Below are 18,157 nucleotides of genomic sequence, written 5' to 3' on the forward strand. Positions count from 1 at the left end.
GCTCGACGACGACCGGAAGGAGGACGAGCATGATCCAGGCGATCGACCGCGCGGCGAAGATCCTCGACCTGCTCCAGGGCGCCCGCCACCTCGGTATCACCGATCTCGCCGCGGCCCTGAGCCTTCCGCCGTCGACCGTGCACGGGCTGGTGAAGTCGCTGTGCGCGCACGGCCTCGTCGCGAAGGAGCGCGGCGGACAGCGCTACATGCTCGGCCCTACCCTCCTGCGGTTGAGCAACGTGTACCTCGACACACTGGATGTGCGGGCGCGGGCGATGCGCTGGACGCAGGAACTTGCCCGGCGCACCGAGCTGTCCGTGCGCCTCGGCGCTCCGCACCTCACGGACGTCCTCGTGATCCACCACAACCTCCGGCCCGACGACAGCCCGCAGATGCTGGAGACGGGGATGGCCGTCCCCGCGCATGCCTCCGCCATGGGGAAGGTGCTCCTCGCCTACGACCAGGGCTTCCAGCAGAGCGTGTTCGCGGAGCCCCTGCGCAGCCTCACCGGCGACACCATCACTGACGTCGCCCGACTGACCCTCGAGCTGCCGGGGATCGCGGAGCGCGGGACGGCGGGGGAGACGGACGAAGCCGTGCTCGGCGAATCCTCCCTCGCCGCCCCGATCGCCGACGCCTCGAACACGATCGTCGCCGCCGTCGCCGTCGTGCTGCCGACGTCGGAGGCACCCGCATCCGACGCGACCATGCACGCGCTGCGGGACACGGCACGGAACATCTCCCGCGAACTCGGCGCGACGACCTGGCCGCCACCCGTGGCCCCCGCCGAGGACTGACGGCGTCGGTTCGGGGACCGGTGCTCAGCCGCGCAGGCCGAGCGCGAACGGCAGCACGGCCGTGGCTCCGGCCTGCCGCACCCCGCGCGCCGCGACCGTCAGGGTCCAGCGACTGTCGATGAGGTCGTCGACGAGCAGCACCGGACCGGCGGGGACCTCGAGATGCGCCGCGTCGAACCGATCCCACACCCCCGCGAGCCGGAACACGCTGTTCCCGCCCGCCTGCCCCGACGGACCCCCGTTCCGCCACTCCAGCGCGCCGAGGTACGGCAGCCGCCCGATCTCCGAGAGCCCGCGGGCGAGGGAGTCGACGAGCTGCGGATGCGAGCGCGACGGCATCGCGACCACAGCCATCGGCCGCTCCGCCCAGTCCCACCCGGCCAGCACGCGCACGCAGGCCTGCAGCAGCGCCGGGCTGATCGGCGCGTCCGCGGCACCCGCGGCGAAGATCTCGCGCAGCGCGCCGCCCCAGCCGAGGTCGGTGAGCCGGGCGAGGGCGCGTCCCTCGTCGGCCTGCTCCCCCGCGGGGATGCGACCGCGCACCGGCACGCCCAGACGGTCGGCGCCGGTCGGCCACGCGCGGCGAGGCTCGACCGGCACACCGACCCGGTCCAGGGACTCCGTCGCCTGTGCACTCGCCGTCTGCGCGATCTCCGCCGGGAACCACACGCCCGCGCAGTTGTCGCACCGACCGCAGGGAGCCGCGGTGTCGTCGTCGAGCGCCCGCTGCAGGAAGGCCATGCGACAGCCGTCCGTGCGCTCGTACTCCAGCATGTGCTCCTGCTCCGCGACCCGTTCGGCGGCGATGCGCTCGTAGCGCTCGGCGTCGTACGTCCACGGCTGTCCCGTCGCGACCCAGCCGCCCTGCACACGGCGCACGGCACCGTCCACGTCGAGCACCTTCAGCAGCAGCTCGAGGGGCGTACGACGGATGTCGACGACGGCTTCCAGCGCCGGCGTGGAGATCGGGCTGTCGCCGAGCGCCGCGATGACCCGTTCCGCGCGCTCCCGATCGGGCATCGACGCGGTCGCGAAGTAGTGCCAGATCTCACGGTCCTCGACACCGGGGAGCAGGAGCACGTCCGCGCTCTCGCTGGCACGCCCGGCTCGTCCGACCTGCTGGTAGTACGCGACGGGCGAGGATGGGGCACCGAGATGCACGACGAATCCGAGGTCCGGCTTGTCGAACCCCATGCCGAGGGCGCTGGTCGCGACGAGCGCCTTCACCTCGTTCCGCTTGAGCATGCCCTCCGACTCGGCGCGCTCCTCGGGATCGGTCTGGCCGGTGTAGGCGCGCACGTCGTGGCCGTGGTCGCGCAGGAATCGGGCGGTGTCGACCGCCGCCGCCACCGTCAGCGTGTAGATGATCCCGCTGCCGGGGAGGTCGTCGAGGTGACTGAGCAGCCAGGCCAGGCGGCTCGCCGAGTCCTTGAGGCGGAGCACGCCGAGCCGCAGCGAGGTGCGGGCGAGCGGCCCCCGGATCGTGAGCACGGGCACCGCCTCCGCTCCGCCCGCGCCACCAGGCAGCGCCCCGAGCTGCTCGGCCACGTCGGCCACGACGCGGGAGTTCGCCGTCGCGGTCGTCGCCAGGACCGGCACGTCGGCGGGCATCTGCGCGATGAGATCGCGGAGCCGGCGGTAGTCCGGGCGGAAATCGTGCCCCCAGTCGCTGATGCAGTGCGCCTCGTCGACGACGAGCATGCCGAGCCGCGCCACCAGCGTCGGCAGCTGCTCCTCGCGGAAGGCCGGGTTGTTCAGCCGCTCCGGGGAGACGAGCAGCACATCGACCTCGTCCCGAGCGAGGCTGTCCTGCACCTCCGCCCATTCGTGCGCGTTCGTCGAGTTGATGGCGACCGCGCGCACCCCCGCGCGCTCGGCCGCGGCGATCTGGTCGCGCATGAGCGCCAGGAGCGGGGAGACGAGCACGGTGGGGCCGGTGCCCTGCCGGCGGCGCAGGAGGGTCGCGACGAAGTACACCGCCGACTTCCCCCACCCGGTGCGCTGCACGACCAGCGCGCGGCGACGCCCCTCCACCAGCGCCTCGATCGCCTCGAACTGGCCGTCGTGGAAGTCGACGTCGGGGCGGCCGACGAGTTCGCCGAGGGCGGCGCGGGCAGCCTCGCGGAGGGGCACGGCAGTAGTGGAGGTCATGCCTCCACTCTGCCGCAGGCCTCTGACAGGACTCTGCCCGTCGCCCACGCTCGGTGGACGACCGGCGCGGAACCCGTAGCGTGGAGGAATGATCACCCGCGAACTCGCCGTCGCGCTCCGCGATGCCGGCCTGACCTGGAAGCCCGCGGAGGGTGACCGGTTCCAGCTCGACCTCCCGGACGAGGTGGAGCTGGAGGCGGAGGCCGACGTCTTCACGGTCAGCGCGATGACCATCGAGGCGCGGCAGACGCCGGCCGGCACGGATCTCGCCTTCAACGGCACGACGGAGTGGGCGCTCGACGCCGTGACCCTCGCCGATGCGGTGTGGCTGCCGCGCGAGGACCAGCTGCGGGACCTGCTCCGCGGGACGTTCCGTGCCCTCATCCGCCTCCCCGACACGTTCCGCGTCGAGATCGAGCTCGCCGGGACTCCCCTGCTGTTCGAGCACCCGGACCCGGCGGAGGCCTACGGCCGCGCCCTGCTGGCGCTGATCTCGCGCTCCCGCTGACACGTCCTGTTGAATCGGGCCGTCGCGTGTGTCAGAATTACCTAACGATCGGTCAGTAAAGAAGGACCGGACCCCGAGGAGTCGATGATGACCAGTCCCGCAGACCTGTCCCTCGTGGACGGCGAGACCTCCGACGAGGAACGCCTGTTCGACGAGCTGATCGCGAACGAGCAGCGCATCGAGCCCCGCGACTGGATGCCCGAGGCCTATCGCAAGACCCTCATCCGGCAGATCTCCCAGCACGCCCATTCCGAGATCATCGGCATGCAGCCCGAGGGCAACTGGATCACGCGCGCCCCGAGCCTCAAGCGCAAGGCGATCCTCATGGCGAAGGTGCAGGACGAGGCCGGTCACGGGCTCTACCTCTACTCCGCCGCGCAGACCCTCGGCATCACCCGTGACGAGATGATGGACCAGCTCATCTCCGGAAAGGCGAAGTACTCGTCGATCTTCAACTACCCCACCCCTACCTGGGCCGACATGGGCGCGATCGGCTGGCTCGTCGACGGCGCTGCGATCTGCAACCAGGTGCCGCTGTGCCGCGCCTCCTACGGCCCCTACGGCCGCGCGATGGTGCGCATCTGCAAGGAGGAGTCGTTCCACCAGCGCCAGGGGTTCGAGATCCTGCTCTCGCTCATGCGGGGTACGGACGAGCAACGGCAGATGGCGCAGGACGCGGTCGACCGCTGGTACTGGCCGAGCCTGGCGATGTTCGGGCCGCCCGACGACCAGTCCCCCAACTCCGCCCAGTCGATGGCGTGGAAGATCAAGCGCTTCTCGAACGACGAGCTGCGTCAGCGGTTCGTGAGCATGCTCGTGCCCCAGGCCGAGATCCTCGGCGTCACCCTCCCCGATCCCGACCTGCGGTTCGACGAGGAGACCGGTCGCTACGAGATGGGTGAGATCGACTGGGACGAGTTCTTCCAGGTGCTGCGCGGCAATGGCCCGTGCAACGCCGAGCGTCTGGAGCGCCGCCGCACGGCGCACGACGAGGGCGCGTGGGTGCGGGAGGCCGCCGCGGAGTACGCCCGCAAGCAGCGTTCCCGCCTGGCCCCTGAAGGGGCGGTGGCGTGATGGCGACCCCCGGGGCCGACCCTTCGACGAGCTCAGGGACCCAGGGACGGGAGGTCTGGCCGCTGTGGGAGATCTTCGTGCGGGCGAACCGCGGGCTGAGCCACGTGCACGTCGGCTCGCTGCACGCCCCCGACGCCGACATGGCCATCCGCAACGCCCGCGACCTCTACACCCGCCGGGGCGAGGGCGTGTCGATCTGGGCGGTCCCCGCCGAGGCGATCACCACGAGCGACCCCGACGCCAAGGGCGCGTACTTCGAGAGTCCCGCGGGTAAGAACTACCGGCATGCGGTGTACTACACCGCGTCCGAGGGGGTGCCGCACCTGTGACCCTTCGACACGCTCAGGGACCCAGCTCCGCTCAGCAAGCCGGCGACGTCCACGGGGATGCGCACGGCGACGTCTCCGTCGACGAGTTGCGGCTCAGCGAGGAGCTCGCGGGCGCCGGCACGACCGCGGCGAGCGCCGACATCGCCGAGTACGCCCTGTGGCTCGGCGACGATGCGCTCATCCTGTCGCAGCAGCTCGGCGCCTGGATCTCCCGGGCCCCCGAGCTGGAGGAGGACGTGGCGCTCGGGAACATCGCGCTCGACCTGCTCGGCCACGCCCGCTCCTTCCTGCACTTCGCGGGGACGTGGGACGGCCGTTCCGAGGACGACCTCGCCTACTTCCGCGACGAGCCGGAGTTCCGCAGCGCCTGGATCATGGAGCAGCCGAACGGCGACTTCGCGCAGACCATCGCCCGCCAGCTCGTCGCGTCCGTCTATCTCGTCGAGCTGTATGCCGGGCTCCGTGCGAGCTCCGAGCCCACCCTCGCCGCGATCGCGGAGAAGGCGCTGAAGGAGGTCGACTACCACCGCGACCACGCCGTGCAGTGGGTGCTGCGCCTGGCGGGCGGGACGGAGGAGTCGCGGCGCCGCATGATCCGTGCCCTCGCGGATGTGTGGCCGTACGTCGACGAGCTGTTCCGCGATGAACCGCTGATCGACCGGCTGGGCGACGCCGCCGTGCGACCGTCGACGCTCCGCGCGCCGTTCGACGCGGTCATCGCCACCGTGTTCGCCGAGGCCGAGCTCACGGTGCCGGAGGTTCCGGCGTCGTCGGCGGGCGGCCGGAACGGCGCGCACGCGACCCCCTTCGGCCACCTCCTCGCCGAGATGCAGGTGCTGGTGCGACGGCACCCGGGGGCGTCATGGTGACCCGGACGACCGCCGACGCGGAGGCCCAGGCCTGGCGGATCGCCGCCGCCGTGCCGGACCCGGAGGTGCCGGTGCTCACGATCGAGGACCTCGGCGTGCTGCGGGCGGTCGAGCTCCGCGGCGAGCGCGTGGTCGTCGACATCACGCCGACCTACAGCGGGTGCCCGGCCATGGACACGATCCGCGACGACGTCGTGCTCGCGCTCACGGCGGCAGGATTCGCGGACGTCGAGGTGCGGCTCGTGCTCTCCCCCGCGTGGACGACGGATTGGATGAGCGACGCGGGGAAGCAGAAGCTCCGGGAGTACGGGATCGCGCCGCCCAGTGGCCGCGCGGCGATGCCCGCAGGTCCGATCCGACTCGCCCTCAGCGTGCGCTGTCCGCGGTGCGGCTCGCTCGACACCCGGGAGGTCTCCCGCTTCGGGTCGACCTCGTGCAAGGCACTGTACGAGTGCCGGGCCTGCCTGGAACCCTTCGATCACTTCAAGGTGCACTGATGTCGCTGTTCTCCCCGGCCCCGACGACGACGCCGGTGCCCTCTCCCGCCTTCCCCGCCCGGGCGCGCAGCCGTGCCCGGTTCCACACGCTCGAGGTCGAGGACGTCCGGCCGCTCACCGAGGACTCCGTCGAGGTGACCTTCACGGTGCCCGCGGAGCTCGCCGACGACTACGACCATCTCCCCGGGCAATACGTGGCGCTGCGCACGACGCTGGACGGCGTGGAGGTGCGGCGTTCCTACTCGCTGTGCCGGGCGCCCGAGCATCGCACCGACGGGGCACCCACCCGCCTGAGCGTCGCCGTGAAGCGCGACGAGGGCGGGACGTTCTCCACCTGGGCCCAGACCGGCCTGCACCCGGGCTTCCGCATCGACGTCATGAGCCCCCAGGGCACCTTCACCTCCGGCCTCGACGATCTGGACGAGAAGCACGTCGTCGGGATCGCGGCCGGCTCCGGGATCACGCCGCTGATGGCCCTCGCGCACACCGTGCTCTCCCGCTCGCAGACCTCGCGGTTCACGCTCCTGTACACGAACCGCTCGACGCTGGACGTGATGTTCCTGGAGGACCTCGCCGACCTCAAGGACCGCTACCCGACACGGCTCACGCTGCACCACGTGCTGTCCCGCGAGCAGCGGACCGCGCCGGTGCTGTCCGGCCGCATCGACGAGGCCAAGCTACGGACGATCCTCGACGCGCTGATCGATCCGGCCGACGTGGACGAGTGGTTCCTGTGCGGACCGCTCGCACTCGTCGACCTGTGCCGGGAGGTGCTGGCCGACGTGGGCGTGCCCCGCGAGCACGTGCGCTTCGAGCTGTTCACGACCGGCGACGAGCCGGTGCGGGACGCCCGACCGGTCACGGTGCGCTCGGGCGAGAAGACCGTGCGGATCGAGGTGAACCTCGACGGCGTCTCGTCGACGGTGGAGAGCCCCGTCGCAGCGCGCGAGTCGGTGCTGAACGCCGCACTGCGGGTGCGGCCGGACGCCCCGTTCGCGTGCGCGGGTGGCGTCTGCGGCACCTGTCGGGCGCGCGTGCTGGAGGGCAGCGTCACGATGACCGAGAACTACGCCCTGGAGCCCGACGAGCTGGAGCGCGGCTACGTGCTCACCTGCCAGTCCCACCCGACCAGCGACCGCGTGGTCGTGGACTACGACGTCTGACCCGGAGACCCCATGATCGATCTCGCCATCGCCGACGACGTCGCCACCGTGGTGCTCGACGCCCCCGCGAAGCTCAACGCCCTGGACGAGGCCGCCCTCGCGGAGCTCGACGCCGCGTACCGGGAGGCCGAGGCCGCCGGGGTGCGGGCGCTGCTGCTCCGCGGTGAAGGGCGGGCGTTCTGCGCCGGGCGGGACATCTCCGCCGTGGATCCGCGCGACGACGATGTGCTCGGCTACCTCGGCGGACGCGTGACGCCTCTGCTGCAGCGGATGTCCCGCTTCCCGGCGCCGACCTTCGCCGTCGCCCACGGCGCCTGTCTCGGCGTGGGACTCGGCCTGCTCATCGCGACGGATGTCGTGTACGTCGCGGAATCGGCGAAGATCGGCTCGCCGTTCGCCGCCCTCGGTGCCACCCTGGACTCCGGCGGTCACGCGCTGTTCCTCGACCGGCTCGGCCCCCACAAGACGCTCGACCTCATCTACACCGGCCGTCTCATGAGCGGCACGGAAGCCGTGCGCTCGGGGCTCTTCTCCCAGGTGCTCCCGGACGACGAGGTGCGGGTCGCCGCGACCGCCGCTGCGGGGAAGGCCGCCCACGGCGCCACGGCCGCCTTCCGGGCGAGCAAGGAGCTCGTCGCCCGCATCCGCGACGAACGCCTCACCCTCTGGGAGTCCATCGACGTCGAGAACGCGGCGCAGGCCGCCCTGTGCGACACCGAGGACTACCGGGAGGGCTTCGCCGCGTTCCAGGAGAAGCGGAGGCCGGAGTTCCGCGGGCGCTGACGCCACGCCCCGGTGGTCGCTGTCAACCGTCTCGTGCGGTGTCCGACGCCGGTGGGAGGATGCCCGCATGCTGCTCTCGGAGCTCGTCACCACCACCGACCAGGTCGCCGCGACCTCGTCCCGCCTGGCCAAGATCGAGGCGATAGCGGCGCTGCTCCGCCAGGCCGACGCCGACGACATCGCGCCTCTCGTGGGGCTGCTCCTGGCCGCGCCCCGCCAGGGTCGCCTCGGCGTGGGGTGGCGGGGGCTGACGGCCCTCGCCATCGAGCACACCACGACGCCGACGTTGACCATCGCGGAGATCGACCACGCCTTCGACACCCTCGCGCACACCTCGGGCTCCGGTTCGGCGGGCGTGCGCAGCGAGCTGCTGCACGACCTCGCCGCCCGAGCCACCGCTCCCGAATGGGACTTCCTGACCAGGGCGATGCTCGGGGAGCTCCGCACCGGAGCGCTGAGCGGCGTGCTCCTCGACGCGATCGCCCGCGCCGCCGAGGCCCCGCCTGCCGCGGTGCGACGAGCCGCCATGCTCTCCGGCGACCTCGGCGAGACGGCGCTGCTCGCGCTCACCGGCGCCGAGGGCGCACTCGAGGAGGTCGGGCTCCGGGTGGGTCGCCCCGTGCTCCCGATGCTCGCGGCCACGGCGCCGACGCCCACGGCCGCTCTGGAGATCACCGGGCGCGCCTCGGTCGAGTACAAGCTCGACGGCGCGCGCATCCAGGTGCACCGCCGCGGCGACGAGGTCGGCATCTACACGCGGAGCCTCGCCGACGTCACCCACCGGCTGCCCGAGATCGTCGAGGTCGTCCGGGGTCTTCCCGCGCAGGAGGTCATCCTCGACGGCGAGACGCTGGCGCTCGACGAGGACGGCGGTCCCCGGCCGTTCCAGGAGACGATGTCGCGGTTCGGTGCGGATGCCGCGCGGGAACTCGCCCTGCGCCCCTGGTTCTTCGACGTCCTGCACGTGGACGGCCGTGATCTGCTCGACGAGCCGCTGTCGGTGCGTCAGGAGGTCCTGGCCGCGGTCGCCGGTGAGTGGCGCATGCCCGGCATCGTCACCGACAGTGCGGAGGAAGCCGAGCGTCTGTCCCGGGAAGCGCTGGCGGCCGGCCACGAGGGTGTGCTGGTCAAAGCCGTGGATGCGACGTACACCGCCGGCCGCCGAGGCAAGTCCTGGGTGAAGGTGAAACCCGTCCTCACGTTCGACCTCGTCGTCCTCGGCGCCGAGTGGGGGTCGGGGCGCCGGCGCGGATGGCTGTCGAACCTGCACCTCGGCGCGCGGGACCCGGACGGCGACTTCGGCGACCCGGGCGGTTTCGTGATGGTCGGCAAGACGTTCAAGGGCCTCACGGATGCGCTGCTGCAGTGGCAGACCGACGAGTTCCCGGCGCACGAGACCCATCGCTCCGCGTCGACGGTGTTCCTCCGGCCGGAGCTCGTGGTCGAGATCGCGATCGACGGCGTGCAGCGGTCCCCGCGCTACCCCGGCGGCCTCGCCCTCCGGTTCGCCCGGGTCAAGGGCTACCGTCCGGACAAGACCGCCGCAGAGGCCGACACGATCCAGACGCTCCTGGCCCTGCGGCGGGGTGCGACGGACGACGCCTGATCAGGCCGTGGGCGGGAGCCCCTCGTCCTCCTGACGCACGGTGCCGCGGAACGACCAGGGGAAGTCGATCCAGAGGTCGGTGTCCTTCCACGCGAAGTCCGGCTGGATGATCGTCGAGGGCTTCGTGTAGATCGTGACGGAGCGCACGTCGGCGCCCTTCTCCTGCAGCAGCTGCACCGCGAGCGCCAGCGTGCGACCGGAGTCGGCGACATCGTCCACGAGCAGCACGCGGCGGCCGTCCAGATAGGCCATGTCGAGCTCCGGCGGCAGCACCTCCGGGGCGTCCAGCACGGTGCCGATGCCCGTGTAGAACTCGACGTTGATCGCGCCGCAGTTCTTCACGCCGAGCCCGTACGCGATGGCCCCGGCCGGGAGCAGGCCGCCGCGGGCGATCGCCACCACGACCTCCGGCTCGAAGCCCGTCGCCGAGATGTTCCGCGCCAGATCGCGCGTCGCCACGCCGAAGCCGTCCCAGGTGAGCGTCTCGCGCTCGATCGATGCATCCGTCATCGGTCCATTCTCGCGCATCCGCTCCGCCCGAGCCGCCGCTAGACTGAGCAGGTCCGGCCCCGCCGGTGCCTGAAAAAGAGGCACGAAGCACCTCGCATCGCCGCGAGGGCGAGACACATACGGATCCCCCTTCTCCGTCCCTGTCTCGAAAGGCTTCTCCATGCCCTCCGTCTCCGCGCACGTCGCCCTCACCCTCGCCCAGCACGTCGATGCCGTCTTCGGCGTCATGGGCAACGGCAACGCCTACTTCCTCGACGCCCTCGAGACGCAGACAGACGCCACGTTCACCGCCGTCCGCCACGAGCAGGGCGCGGTCGTCGCCGCCGACGCCCACTTCCGCGCCTCCGGCCGCATCGCCGCGGGCACCTCCACCTACGGCGCCGGCTTCACGAACACGATCACGGCGCTGGCCGAGGCCGTGCAGGCGCACGTGCCGCTCGTCCTCGTGGTGGGCGACGAGCCGACCTCGGGGCCGCGGCCGTGGGACGTGGACCAGATCGCGCTGGCCTCGGCGGTGGGCGCCCGCACCTATACCGTCGGGCGGACCGATGCCGCCGCGACCACCGTCATCGCCGTCGAGCACGCCCTCACCTATCGCGTGCCCGTGGTGCTCGCGATCCCCTACGACGTCGCAGCCCTCGAGGCGGGCGCGGTACCGGCGGCCCCGGCTCCCCGGCTCCCCGCGCCGCTCGCACCGCGCGGCGCGTTCGCCGAGGGCATGCTGGATGAGATCGCCGCCGCCCTGCGCGATGCCGAGCGTCCGTTCCTCCTCGCCGGCCGCGGGGCCTGGCTGGCCGGCGCCGGCGAGGCTCTGGGTGCCCTCGCCGCGCGGACCGGAGCACTGACCGCCTCCTCCGCCCTCGGCCGCGGCATCTTCCCGGACGCCCGGTACGACCTCGGGGTCACCGGCGGCTTCGGCGCCGAGGGGGCGATGGAGCTCGTGCGGACCGCCGACGTCGCGGTGGTCTTCGGCGCCAGCCTGAACCAGTTCACGATGCGCTTCGGCGACCTCTTCGCCCCGGGTACCCGGGTGTTCCAGATCGACACGGCTCCGGCCGCCACGCATGCCCATGTCGGCGGCTTCGTGCGCGCCGATGCCCGTCTCGCCGCCGAGGCCCTCGTCGCCCGCCTCTCCTCCGGGCACGACTTCGGAGATGCCGCCGGACTCGCCGGGGGCATCCCCGACTCCGGCGGCGAGTCGGGCACCGGCTCCGCAGTTGTGTCCGCCCGACCCTGGCGGGAGACGGTCGATGTCGCCGCGGCCCGCGCGTACGAGCCCGGGGACGAGCTCGCCCCGGACGGCCGCCTGGACCCGCGTTCCGCCGCGCGCCGGATCGCCGAGCTCCTCCCCGAAGACCGCGTCGTGGTCTCGGACGGCGGGCACTTCATCGGCTGGGCGAACATGTACTGGCCGGTCGCCGCGCCCGACCGGATGATGATGATCGGCACCGCGTTCCAGTCGATCGGACAGGGCTGGCCCAGCGTGGTGGGGGCGGCCCTCGCCCGTCGTGACGCGACCATCGTTCTCACCTCCGGCGACGGCGGCGGACTCATGGCGATCGCCGACCTCGAATCGGCCGTGCGGGCGGCGGGCGGACGCGGCATGGCCGTGGTCTGGAACGATGCCGCGTACGGTGCCGAGGTCAACCTCTACGGACTGAAGGGCCTGGCCGAGGGTCCGATGCGCATCCCCGAGGTCGACTTCGCCGCGTTCGGAGCCGCGGTCGGCGCGGAGGGTGTCGTCGTGCGGACGCTCGATGACCTGGAGCGTCTGGCCACCTGGGCCGAGGAGGACCCGGCGACCCGGCGCTTCCTCGTCCTCGACCTCCGGATCTCCGGCGACGTGATCGCGCCGTACCAGCAGGAGATCATCCGCGTGAACTCCTGACCCGCGCGGGCCGATAGGCTCCCGGGATGACGGATGCTCCCGAGGTCCTGCGCTACAGCGCCTTCGCCGCGACCGCGGACGGCGGCAACCCGGCCGGGGTCGTGCTCGCCGCGGACGGGCTCGACGAGGCGGACATGCAGCGGATCGCGACCGAGGTCGGCTACTCGGAGACCGCGTTCGTGCAGGACGCCGCGGCGGACGGCTCCCGCTTCCGGGTGCGGTACTGGTCGCCTGCCGCGGAGGTGCCGTTCTGCGGTCATGCGACGGTGGCGACCGCGGTCGCCCTCGCCGAACGGCAGGGTCCCGGGGCGGTCGTGTTCGAGACCGCGGCCGGAGACGTGTCGATGGAGTCCTTCGCGGACGCGGACGGCCGGGTCACGGTGTCGTTCACGAGCGTCGAGCCGGAGGTGCGCGACCTCGACCCCGTCGTGCGTGACCGCCTCCTCGCGCTGCTGGGGATGGAGCCGGCCGATGTCGACCCGCGCTTCCCGGTCCGCGAGGCGTTCGCGGGCAACTGGCATCCGATCGTCTTCGTCGCCGACCGGGAGCTCTTCCACCAGTTCCGTTTCTCCCCCGCCGAGGTCGCCACTCTCATGCGCGCGCGGGGCTGGCACGGCACGGTGACGGTGCTGCACGCCGAGGATCCTGCCGAGATCCAGGCCCGCAACCTCTTCCCCGTGGGGCGCATCACGGAGGATCCGGCGACAGGGTCCGCGGCCGCTTCGGTCGGCGCCTACCTCCGCGCCCAGGGCTATCCGGGCGACACCGTCCGCATCCATCAGGGGGCCCACGTCGGTCGCCCGAGCGAACTCCGCGTCGCGATACCGGCCTCCGGCGGCCTCGTCGTCTCGGGCGGAGCCACCCGCCTCCCCTGACCCCGGCCGCGGACTCCTCGGACTCGAGAGACGGAGCACGAGGCACGCGCGGTCACCCGCGCGACGCGGTTCCGTCTGCGCGACCACAGCCCTCGCCCGGCCGTGCATCCGTCCCCGGATCGTGCATTCGTCACAGCACCCGAGACCTCGCTCCTACGACCCGGCTCCGTCTGCACGACCCGGCTCCGTCTGCACGACCGAAACCCTCCCCGGGTCGTGCACTCGCACCCGCGTCGCGCACCCGTCATCCGACTCGAGACCCCGCCTCCCCGGGCATCGGAACGTCTGCACGAGCCGGTTCCGCCTGCACGACCAAACCCCGCCCCTGGTCGTGCACCCGCCCCGCGATCGTGCATCCGGAACCCGAACCAGGCCCCGGAACCCGAACCAGACCCCGGAACCCGAATCGGAACCCGACCCAGACCCCGGAACCCGAACCAGACCCCGGAACCCGAACCAGACCCCGGAGCCCGAACCGGAGCGCGAGTCGTCACCCCTGGGCGCTGTAGTCCGGGAGCTCCTGCAGGGTCCAGGTATTGCCATCGGGGTCGTCGAAGCGCACGAAGCGCCCCCAGTCCTGCTCGTCCACGCCCTCCGCCTCCACGCCGAGGCCGCGCAGGTGCGCGAGAGCCTCGTCGGCGTCGGGGACGACCACCTGGATGGTGTTCTGCTGCCCCGGCTCCAAGCCGGTGGTCAGCCCCGTGCCGAAGGCGATCGAGCAGGCCGATCCCGGCGGCGTCATCTGCACGAAGCGCAGCCCCTCGTACGGCACATGGTCGTGGTCGGCGTTGAAACCGATCTTCACGTAGAAGTCCTTCGCCCGGTCGACATCGCTGACCGGGACGAAGATGAGTTCGATCTTCCAGTCCATCACGCACTCCTCCTGTCGGGCTCCGTCACCCGTCGGCCCTCACAGTACGCGCGGCCTCCGACACCCGCCAGGGCCGGACGTGCGCCGAGGGTCAGCGCGCCGGCAGCAGCGCCCCGTCCAGGAACTCCGCCAGCTCGTCCACGCCGTCCAGCGGGAGGATCGCGGCGACGTACTGGTCCGGACGCACGACGATCACGACACCGTCACGGGACAGCTCCCGCGCCTCGAAGATGTCCGTCTCGCACCACTTGCTCGGGCCCGCGGCGTAGACCTTCTCCCAGTCGGTGAGTCCGAGCGGGCCGGTCTTCGGCTGGAAGAGCTCGGGCGTCGTCGTGACCTCGACCTCCTCGAAGGGCTGCTGGTACACGGCCTTCACGTCGAACACGGCGTCGGCGTCGGCGTCAGCCGGGGTGAACCGCGCGAACACCGGTGCCGCCTCCTCCGCCCACGCGGCGAGCGCCTCCCCGGTCCGGTCGCCGAAGGCGTAGACCCGCCAGCGGCCGTCGGCCTTCGCATGGTGCCCGAGGTGGACGACGTTGCCGTCCCCGACCCTCACGACCTCCGCCGACTTGAAGCGCTTGCCCAGCAGGTAGCCGACCGCGAGCTCCTGATGGGCGTCGGTGCCGGTGATCATGGAGGACGTGTACTGGGTCATGAAACCGGAGGGGAACTCGGCCGTCGCGAGATAGTACGTGGCCAGCTCGTTCGGGTCGGAGATCTCCTCCGGCTTGCGGGCCATGAGGCTGGACCACTCGCGGTCGAAGTCGATGAGCTGCTGCGCGACGGGACGACGCTCGGCGCCGTACGTGGCGAGCAGCGCCTCGGGGGCACGGCCGCTCAGCACGGAACCGAGCTTCCAGCCGAGATTGAAGCCATCCTGCATCGACACATTCATGCCCTGGCCGGCCTTGGCGCTGTGCGTGTGGCAGGCGTCGCCGGTGAGGAAGACCCGCGGGCTGCGATCGACGCCGGGGTCGACGTCGTCGAAGCCGTCCGTCACACGGTGGCCCACCTCGTAGACGCTGTGCCAGGCCACCTGCTTCACATCGAGCGTGTAGGGGTGGAGGATCGCGTTGGCGCGCCGGATGATCTCCTCGATGGGCGTCTGGCGCACGCGGTGGTCGTCGTCCGCCGCGACCTCGCCGAGGTCGATGTACATGCGGCTGAGGTAGCCGCCCTCCCGCGGGATGTGCAGGATGTTGCCGGCCTTGGAGTTGATCGCGCACTTGGTGCGCCAGTCCGGGAAGTCGGTGTTGACGAGCACGTCCATGACGCCCCAGGCGTGTGCGGCGCTCGCGCCCACGTGCGTGCGGCCGATCGCCTGCCGCACGCCGCTCCTGGCGCCGTCGCAGCCCACCACGTACTTCGCCCGGACCACGCGCTCCTCTGCGTCACCGACGTGGCGGACGCGCACCTCGACCGGGTACTCGCCCTCCTCGTGCACGGTGAGCCCGAGGAACTCCACGCCGTAGTCCGGCACGATCCGGCCGGGACCGTCGGCCGCCGCCTCGGCGAAGTAGTCGAGCACGCGCGCCTGGTTGACGATGAGGTGCGGGAACTCGCAGATGTCGTAGGCGTAGTCAGCGGTGCGGGTGGTCCGCACGATCTGATCGGGGTGCTCCGGGTCGGGGCCCCAGAAGTTCATCCAGCCGATGTTGTAGGCCTCGGCGATGATGCGCTCGGCGAAGCCGAAGGCCTGGAAGGTCTCCACGCTGCGGGGTTGGATGCCGTCGGCCTGCCCGAGGACGAGGCGGCCCTCGCGCTTCTCGATGATGCGGGTGGTGATGTCGGGGTACTGCGACATCTGTGCCGCGAGCAGCATGCCCGCGGGCCCGGAGCCGACGATGAGGACGTCGACCTCGTCGGGCAGGGCAGCGGGGCGGTCGATCCCGGTGCCGGCGGCGTCCTGCACGCGCGGGTCTCCGGACACATAGCCGTGGTGGTGGAACTGCATCGTCGTCGATTCCTTCCGGACGTCTTCGTCGGGTGTTGCGTCCAGGAACACGATGTTCTATATTCGAACACAGTGTTCTACTATTGAACACAGCTTAGACCGGTGCCTCGCGCATCGCAAGGAGAGCCATGCCCGAGCGCCCCGCCGCCCCCGCCTCGCAGACGCTGAGTCGCGGCATCCGCATCCTCGAGGTACTCGCCGACGCCCGCGGCGCGCTGACCATCGACGACATCGCGGGGCGCCTCGACGTGCACCGGTCCATCGCCTACCGCCTCCTCCGCACCCTCGAGGACCACGGTCTCGTCACCCGCGACGCGAGCGGCGCCGTGAGCCTCGGCGCCCGCATGGCCGCTCTCGCCGCCGGCGTGGCCCACGACCTTCAGGCAGAGGCGTTGCCGGAGCTGACCGCCATCGCGAACGAGCTCGGCATGACCTGCTTCCTCGCCGTCCTCGACGGCGCCGAGTGCATCACCCTCGCCAGCGTCGAACCGCGGCACGCCGTCGCGAGCGTCGCCCAGCGCCCCGGCGCGCGGCACTCCGTCACGGTCGGCGCTCCCGGGAAGGCGATCCTCGCGCAGCTCGACCCGGCGGAGGTGCCCGTCGGCATCTCCCCCGCCCTGCGCGCCGACATCGACACCGCCGCCGCACGCGGCTATGCCACGAGCCACGACGAGGTCATCCCCACGGTGCAGTCCGTCGCCGTCCCGCTGCGTCTGCGCGGCCAGCGTCCTGCCGCGATCGCGGTCGTGCACGTGGCCACCGACCTGGACGACGGGGAGATCGCCGCGCGACTCCAGCGTTCCGCCGACCTCATCCGCGAAGCCCTCGAGGGCTGAGCCGGAACGCACGAGAGCGCACGCCCCCTCAGGGACGTGCGCTCTCGGATCGCCGGGTCAGACCTTCGCGAGCCCGCGGATCGGGCTGACGGACTGCTCCTCCTCGTGGTCCGGACCGAGCGGGATGCCCGACCGGTCGCGCAGCAGGAGCGTGGCGACGAGACCGAGGAGCGTCATGCCGGCGAGGTACCAGGTGACGGCGTCCGTCGATCCGGTCTCCTTCACGATCGCCGTGGCGATGAGGGGCGCGAAGGCGCCACCGGCGATCGCGCCGATCGCGTAGGAGATGGAGACACCGGAGAACCGGATGCTCGCGGGGAACAGCTCGGTGTACAGCGCCGCCTGCGGCCCGTAGGTGAAGCCGAGGCCGATCGTGAGGATCGCGAGGCCCGCGAACAGCAGCCCCACCTCGCCGGTGTTGACGAGCGGGAACAGCGTGAACACGCCGACGAGCTGGAGCACCCAGCCGGTGAGGTAGGTCGTGCGACGGCCGATACGATCCGACACCCAGCCGGCCAGCAGCGTGGTCAGCAGCCAGGTCACGGCCGATCCGGTGACGGCCCACAGCACCGGCCCGCGCTCGAGCCCGATGGGTCCGTCGGGGTTCGTGGCGTAGCCCTGGATGTAGCCGCCGGTGGTCATGTAGCCCACGGCGTTGTTCCCGGCGAAGACGAGGGCCGCGATGATGACGAGCAGCAGGTGCTTGCGGAACAGCTGCACGATCGGCATCTTCGCCTTCTCCTTGCGCTCGGCGAGCTCGGCGAACACCGGGCTCTCCTCCACACGGCGGCGGACGTAGTAGCCGACGAGGATCAGCACGACGCTGAGCAGGAACGGCACGCGCCAGCCCCAGGCGAGGAACTGGTCTCCCGGAGCGATCGCGGTCATCAGCGCCATGACGCCCGACGCGAGCAGCAGGCCTAGCGGCACGCCGATCTGCGGGGATGCGCCGAAGATGCCGCGCTTCTTGCGGGGGGCGTGCTCGACGGCCATCAGCACCGCGCCACCCCACTCGCCGCCGGCCGAGATGCCCTGCACGATGCGCAGCAGCACCAGGAGGATCGGCGCCATCACGCCGATGGTCTCGTAGGTGGGGAGCAGACCGATCAGGGCGGTCGCGGCACCCATGAGGATCAGCGTCCACATCAGCACGGCCTTGCGGCCGAGCTTGTCGCCGTAGTGGCCCGCGAGGAACGCGCCGAGGGGCCGGAAGAGGAAGCTCACACCGACCGTGGCGAAGCCGACGAGAGCGCTGTTGGCGCCGAGCGGCGCGAAGAAGAGCTGTCCGAAGACGAGCCCGACCGCCGTGGCGTAGATGAAGAAGTCGTACCACTCGACGGTGGTCCCGACGACGGTGGCGAAGACGACACGACGCCGGTCGGCCGCCGTCGCGATGGTTCCGGTGGGTGTAAACCCATCCTGTGACTGCCCGCTCATGGGGTGTCT

Annotated in this window: 17 protein-coding genes; 12 read left to right on the forward strand and 5 right to left on the reverse strand. The window is 71.7% G+C overall.

Going from position 1 to position 18,157, the window contains the following annotated elements:
• Positions 1–29: 29 nt before the first annotated feature.
• Positions 30–797 (forward strand): IclR family transcriptional regulator, encoded by a 768-nt coding sequence (locus AB0P08_RS01095; protein WP_363587597.1) that lies wholly within the window; start codon positions 30–32, stop codon positions 795–797.
• A gap of 24 nt (positions 798–821) precedes the next feature.
• On the opposite strand, the gene AB0P08_RS01100 is transcribed toward AB0P08_RS01095, so the two are convergent.
• The gene (locus AB0P08_RS01100; protein ID WP_363587599.1) at positions 822–2,948 is read right to left on the reverse strand and encodes a RecQ family ATP-dependent DNA helicase; all 2,127 of its coding nucleotides are present in this window, start codon (positions 2,946–2,948) and stop codon (positions 822–824) included.
• Between the two features lie 88 nt (positions 2,949–3,036).
• Here AB0P08_RS01100 and AB0P08_RS01105 point away from each other — a divergent pair, with 88 nt between their 5' ends.
• The 8 genes from AB0P08_RS01105 (at position 3,037) to AB0P08_RS01140 (ending at position 9,777) form a co-directional block, all read left to right on the forward strand.
• Positions 3,037–3,456: a pilus assembly protein CpaE gene (locus AB0P08_RS01105; protein ID WP_187663501.1), complete on the forward strand. Its 420-nt coding sequence runs from the start codon at positions 3,037–3,039 to the stop codon at positions 3,454–3,456.
• Between the two features lie 87 nt (positions 3,457–3,543).
• On the forward strand, positions 3,544–4,530 hold the full coding sequence (gene paaA, locus AB0P08_RS01110) for a 1,2-phenylacetyl-CoA epoxidase subunit PaaA (RefSeq protein WP_363587601.1): 987 nt from the start codon (positions 3,544–3,546) through the stop codon (positions 4,528–4,530).
• A complete protein-coding gene (gene paaB, locus AB0P08_RS01115) occupies positions 4,530–4,859 on the forward strand; it encodes a 1,2-phenylacetyl-CoA epoxidase subunit PaaB (protein ID WP_025103829.1) in 330 nt (109 codons plus the stop codon). The genes paaA and paaB overlap by 1 nt, the downstream gene beginning before the upstream one ends.
• The gene (gene paaC / locus AB0P08_RS01120) at positions 4,856–5,728 is read left to right on the forward strand and encodes a 1,2-phenylacetyl-CoA epoxidase subunit PaaC (protein ID WP_522727287.1); all 873 of its coding nucleotides are present in this window, start codon (positions 4,856–4,858) and stop codon (positions 5,726–5,728) included. Before paaB ends, paaC begins: the two co-directional genes overlap by 4 nt.
• Entirely contained in the window at positions 5,722–6,225 is a 504-nt protein-coding gene (gene paaD / locus AB0P08_RS01125; RefSeq protein WP_363587603.1) for a 1,2-phenylacetyl-CoA epoxidase subunit PaaD, read from the forward strand. The genes paaC and paaD overlap by 7 nt, the downstream gene beginning before the upstream one ends.
• Positions 6,225–7,388: a 1,2-phenylacetyl-CoA epoxidase subunit PaaE gene (paaE, locus tag AB0P08_RS01130; RefSeq protein WP_363587605.1), complete on the forward strand. Its 1,164-nt coding sequence runs from the start codon at positions 6,225–6,227 to the stop codon at positions 7,386–7,388. The genes paaD and paaE overlap by 1 nt, the downstream gene beginning before the upstream one ends.
• Positions 7,389–7,400: 12 nt before the next feature.
• Positions 7,401–8,171 carry an enoyl-CoA hydratase/isomerase family protein gene (locus tag AB0P08_RS01135; RefSeq protein ID WP_363587607.1) on the forward strand — a complete coding sequence of 257 codons (771 nt, stop codon included), beginning with the start codon at positions 7,401–7,403 and terminating at the stop codon, positions 8,169–8,171.
• Between the two features lie 67 nt (positions 8,172–8,238).
• A complete protein-coding gene (locus AB0P08_RS01140) occupies positions 8,239–9,777 on the forward strand; it encodes an ATP-dependent DNA ligase (RefSeq protein ID WP_363587609.1) in 1,539 nt (512 codons plus the stop codon).
• On the opposite strand, the gene AB0P08_RS01145 is transcribed toward AB0P08_RS01140, so the two are convergent.
• Positions 9,778–10,287, reverse strand: coding sequence for a phosphoribosyltransferase (locus AB0P08_RS01145; protein WP_187663494.1), 510 nt, complete (start codon positions 10,285–10,287; stop codon positions 9,778–9,780).
• A 160-nt stretch (positions 10,288–10,447) separates the two neighbouring features.
• Between AB0P08_RS01145 and AB0P08_RS01150 the strand changes: the two genes are divergently transcribed.
• The gene (locus AB0P08_RS01150) at positions 10,448–12,175 is read left to right on the forward strand and encodes a thiamine pyrophosphate-binding protein (protein WP_363587611.1); all 1,728 of its coding nucleotides are present in this window, start codon (positions 10,448–10,450) and stop codon (positions 12,173–12,175) included.
• Positions 12,176–12,201: 26 nt separating this feature from the next.
• Positions 12,202–13,050: a PhzF family protein gene (locus tag AB0P08_RS01155; RefSeq protein ID WP_363587613.1), complete on the forward strand. Its 849-nt coding sequence runs from the start codon at positions 12,202–12,204 to the stop codon at positions 13,048–13,050.
• Between the two features lie 490 nt (positions 13,051–13,540).
• Here AB0P08_RS01155 and AB0P08_RS01160 read toward each other — a convergent pair whose 3' ends face one another.
• Together AB0P08_RS01160 and AB0P08_RS01165 are read right to left on the reverse strand one after the other, a co-directional pair.
• The gene (locus AB0P08_RS01160) at positions 13,541–13,921 is read right to left on the reverse strand and encodes a VOC family protein (protein WP_187663491.1); all 381 of its coding nucleotides are present in this window, start codon (positions 13,919–13,921) and stop codon (positions 13,541–13,543) included.
• A gap of 91 nt (positions 13,922–14,012) precedes the next feature.
• Positions 14,013–15,875 (reverse strand): FAD-dependent monooxygenase, encoded by a 1,863-nt coding sequence (locus AB0P08_RS01165; protein WP_363588591.1) that lies wholly within the window; start codon positions 15,873–15,875, stop codon positions 14,013–14,015.
• A gap of 128 nt (positions 15,876–16,003) precedes the next feature.
• Here AB0P08_RS01165 and AB0P08_RS01170 point away from each other — a divergent pair, with 128 nt between their 5' ends.
• On the forward strand, positions 16,004–16,711 hold the full coding sequence (locus AB0P08_RS01170; protein WP_363587615.1) for an IclR family transcriptional regulator: 708 nt from the start codon (positions 16,004–16,006) through the stop codon (positions 16,709–16,711).
• Between the two features lie 57 nt (positions 16,712–16,768).
• Here AB0P08_RS01170 and AB0P08_RS01175 read toward each other — a convergent pair whose 3' ends face one another.
• Positions 16,769–18,148: an MFS transporter gene (locus tag AB0P08_RS01175; protein WP_363587617.1), complete on the reverse strand. Its 1,380-nt coding sequence runs from the start codon at positions 18,146–18,148 to the stop codon at positions 16,769–16,771.
• Positions 18,149–18,157: the final 9 nt, after the last annotated feature.

The organism is Microbacterium meiriae, assembly GCF_040686935.1.
In the GTDB taxonomy this organism is placed as follows: domain Bacteria; phylum Actinomycetota; class Actinomycetes; order Actinomycetales; family Microbacteriaceae; genus Microbacterium; species Microbacterium meiriae.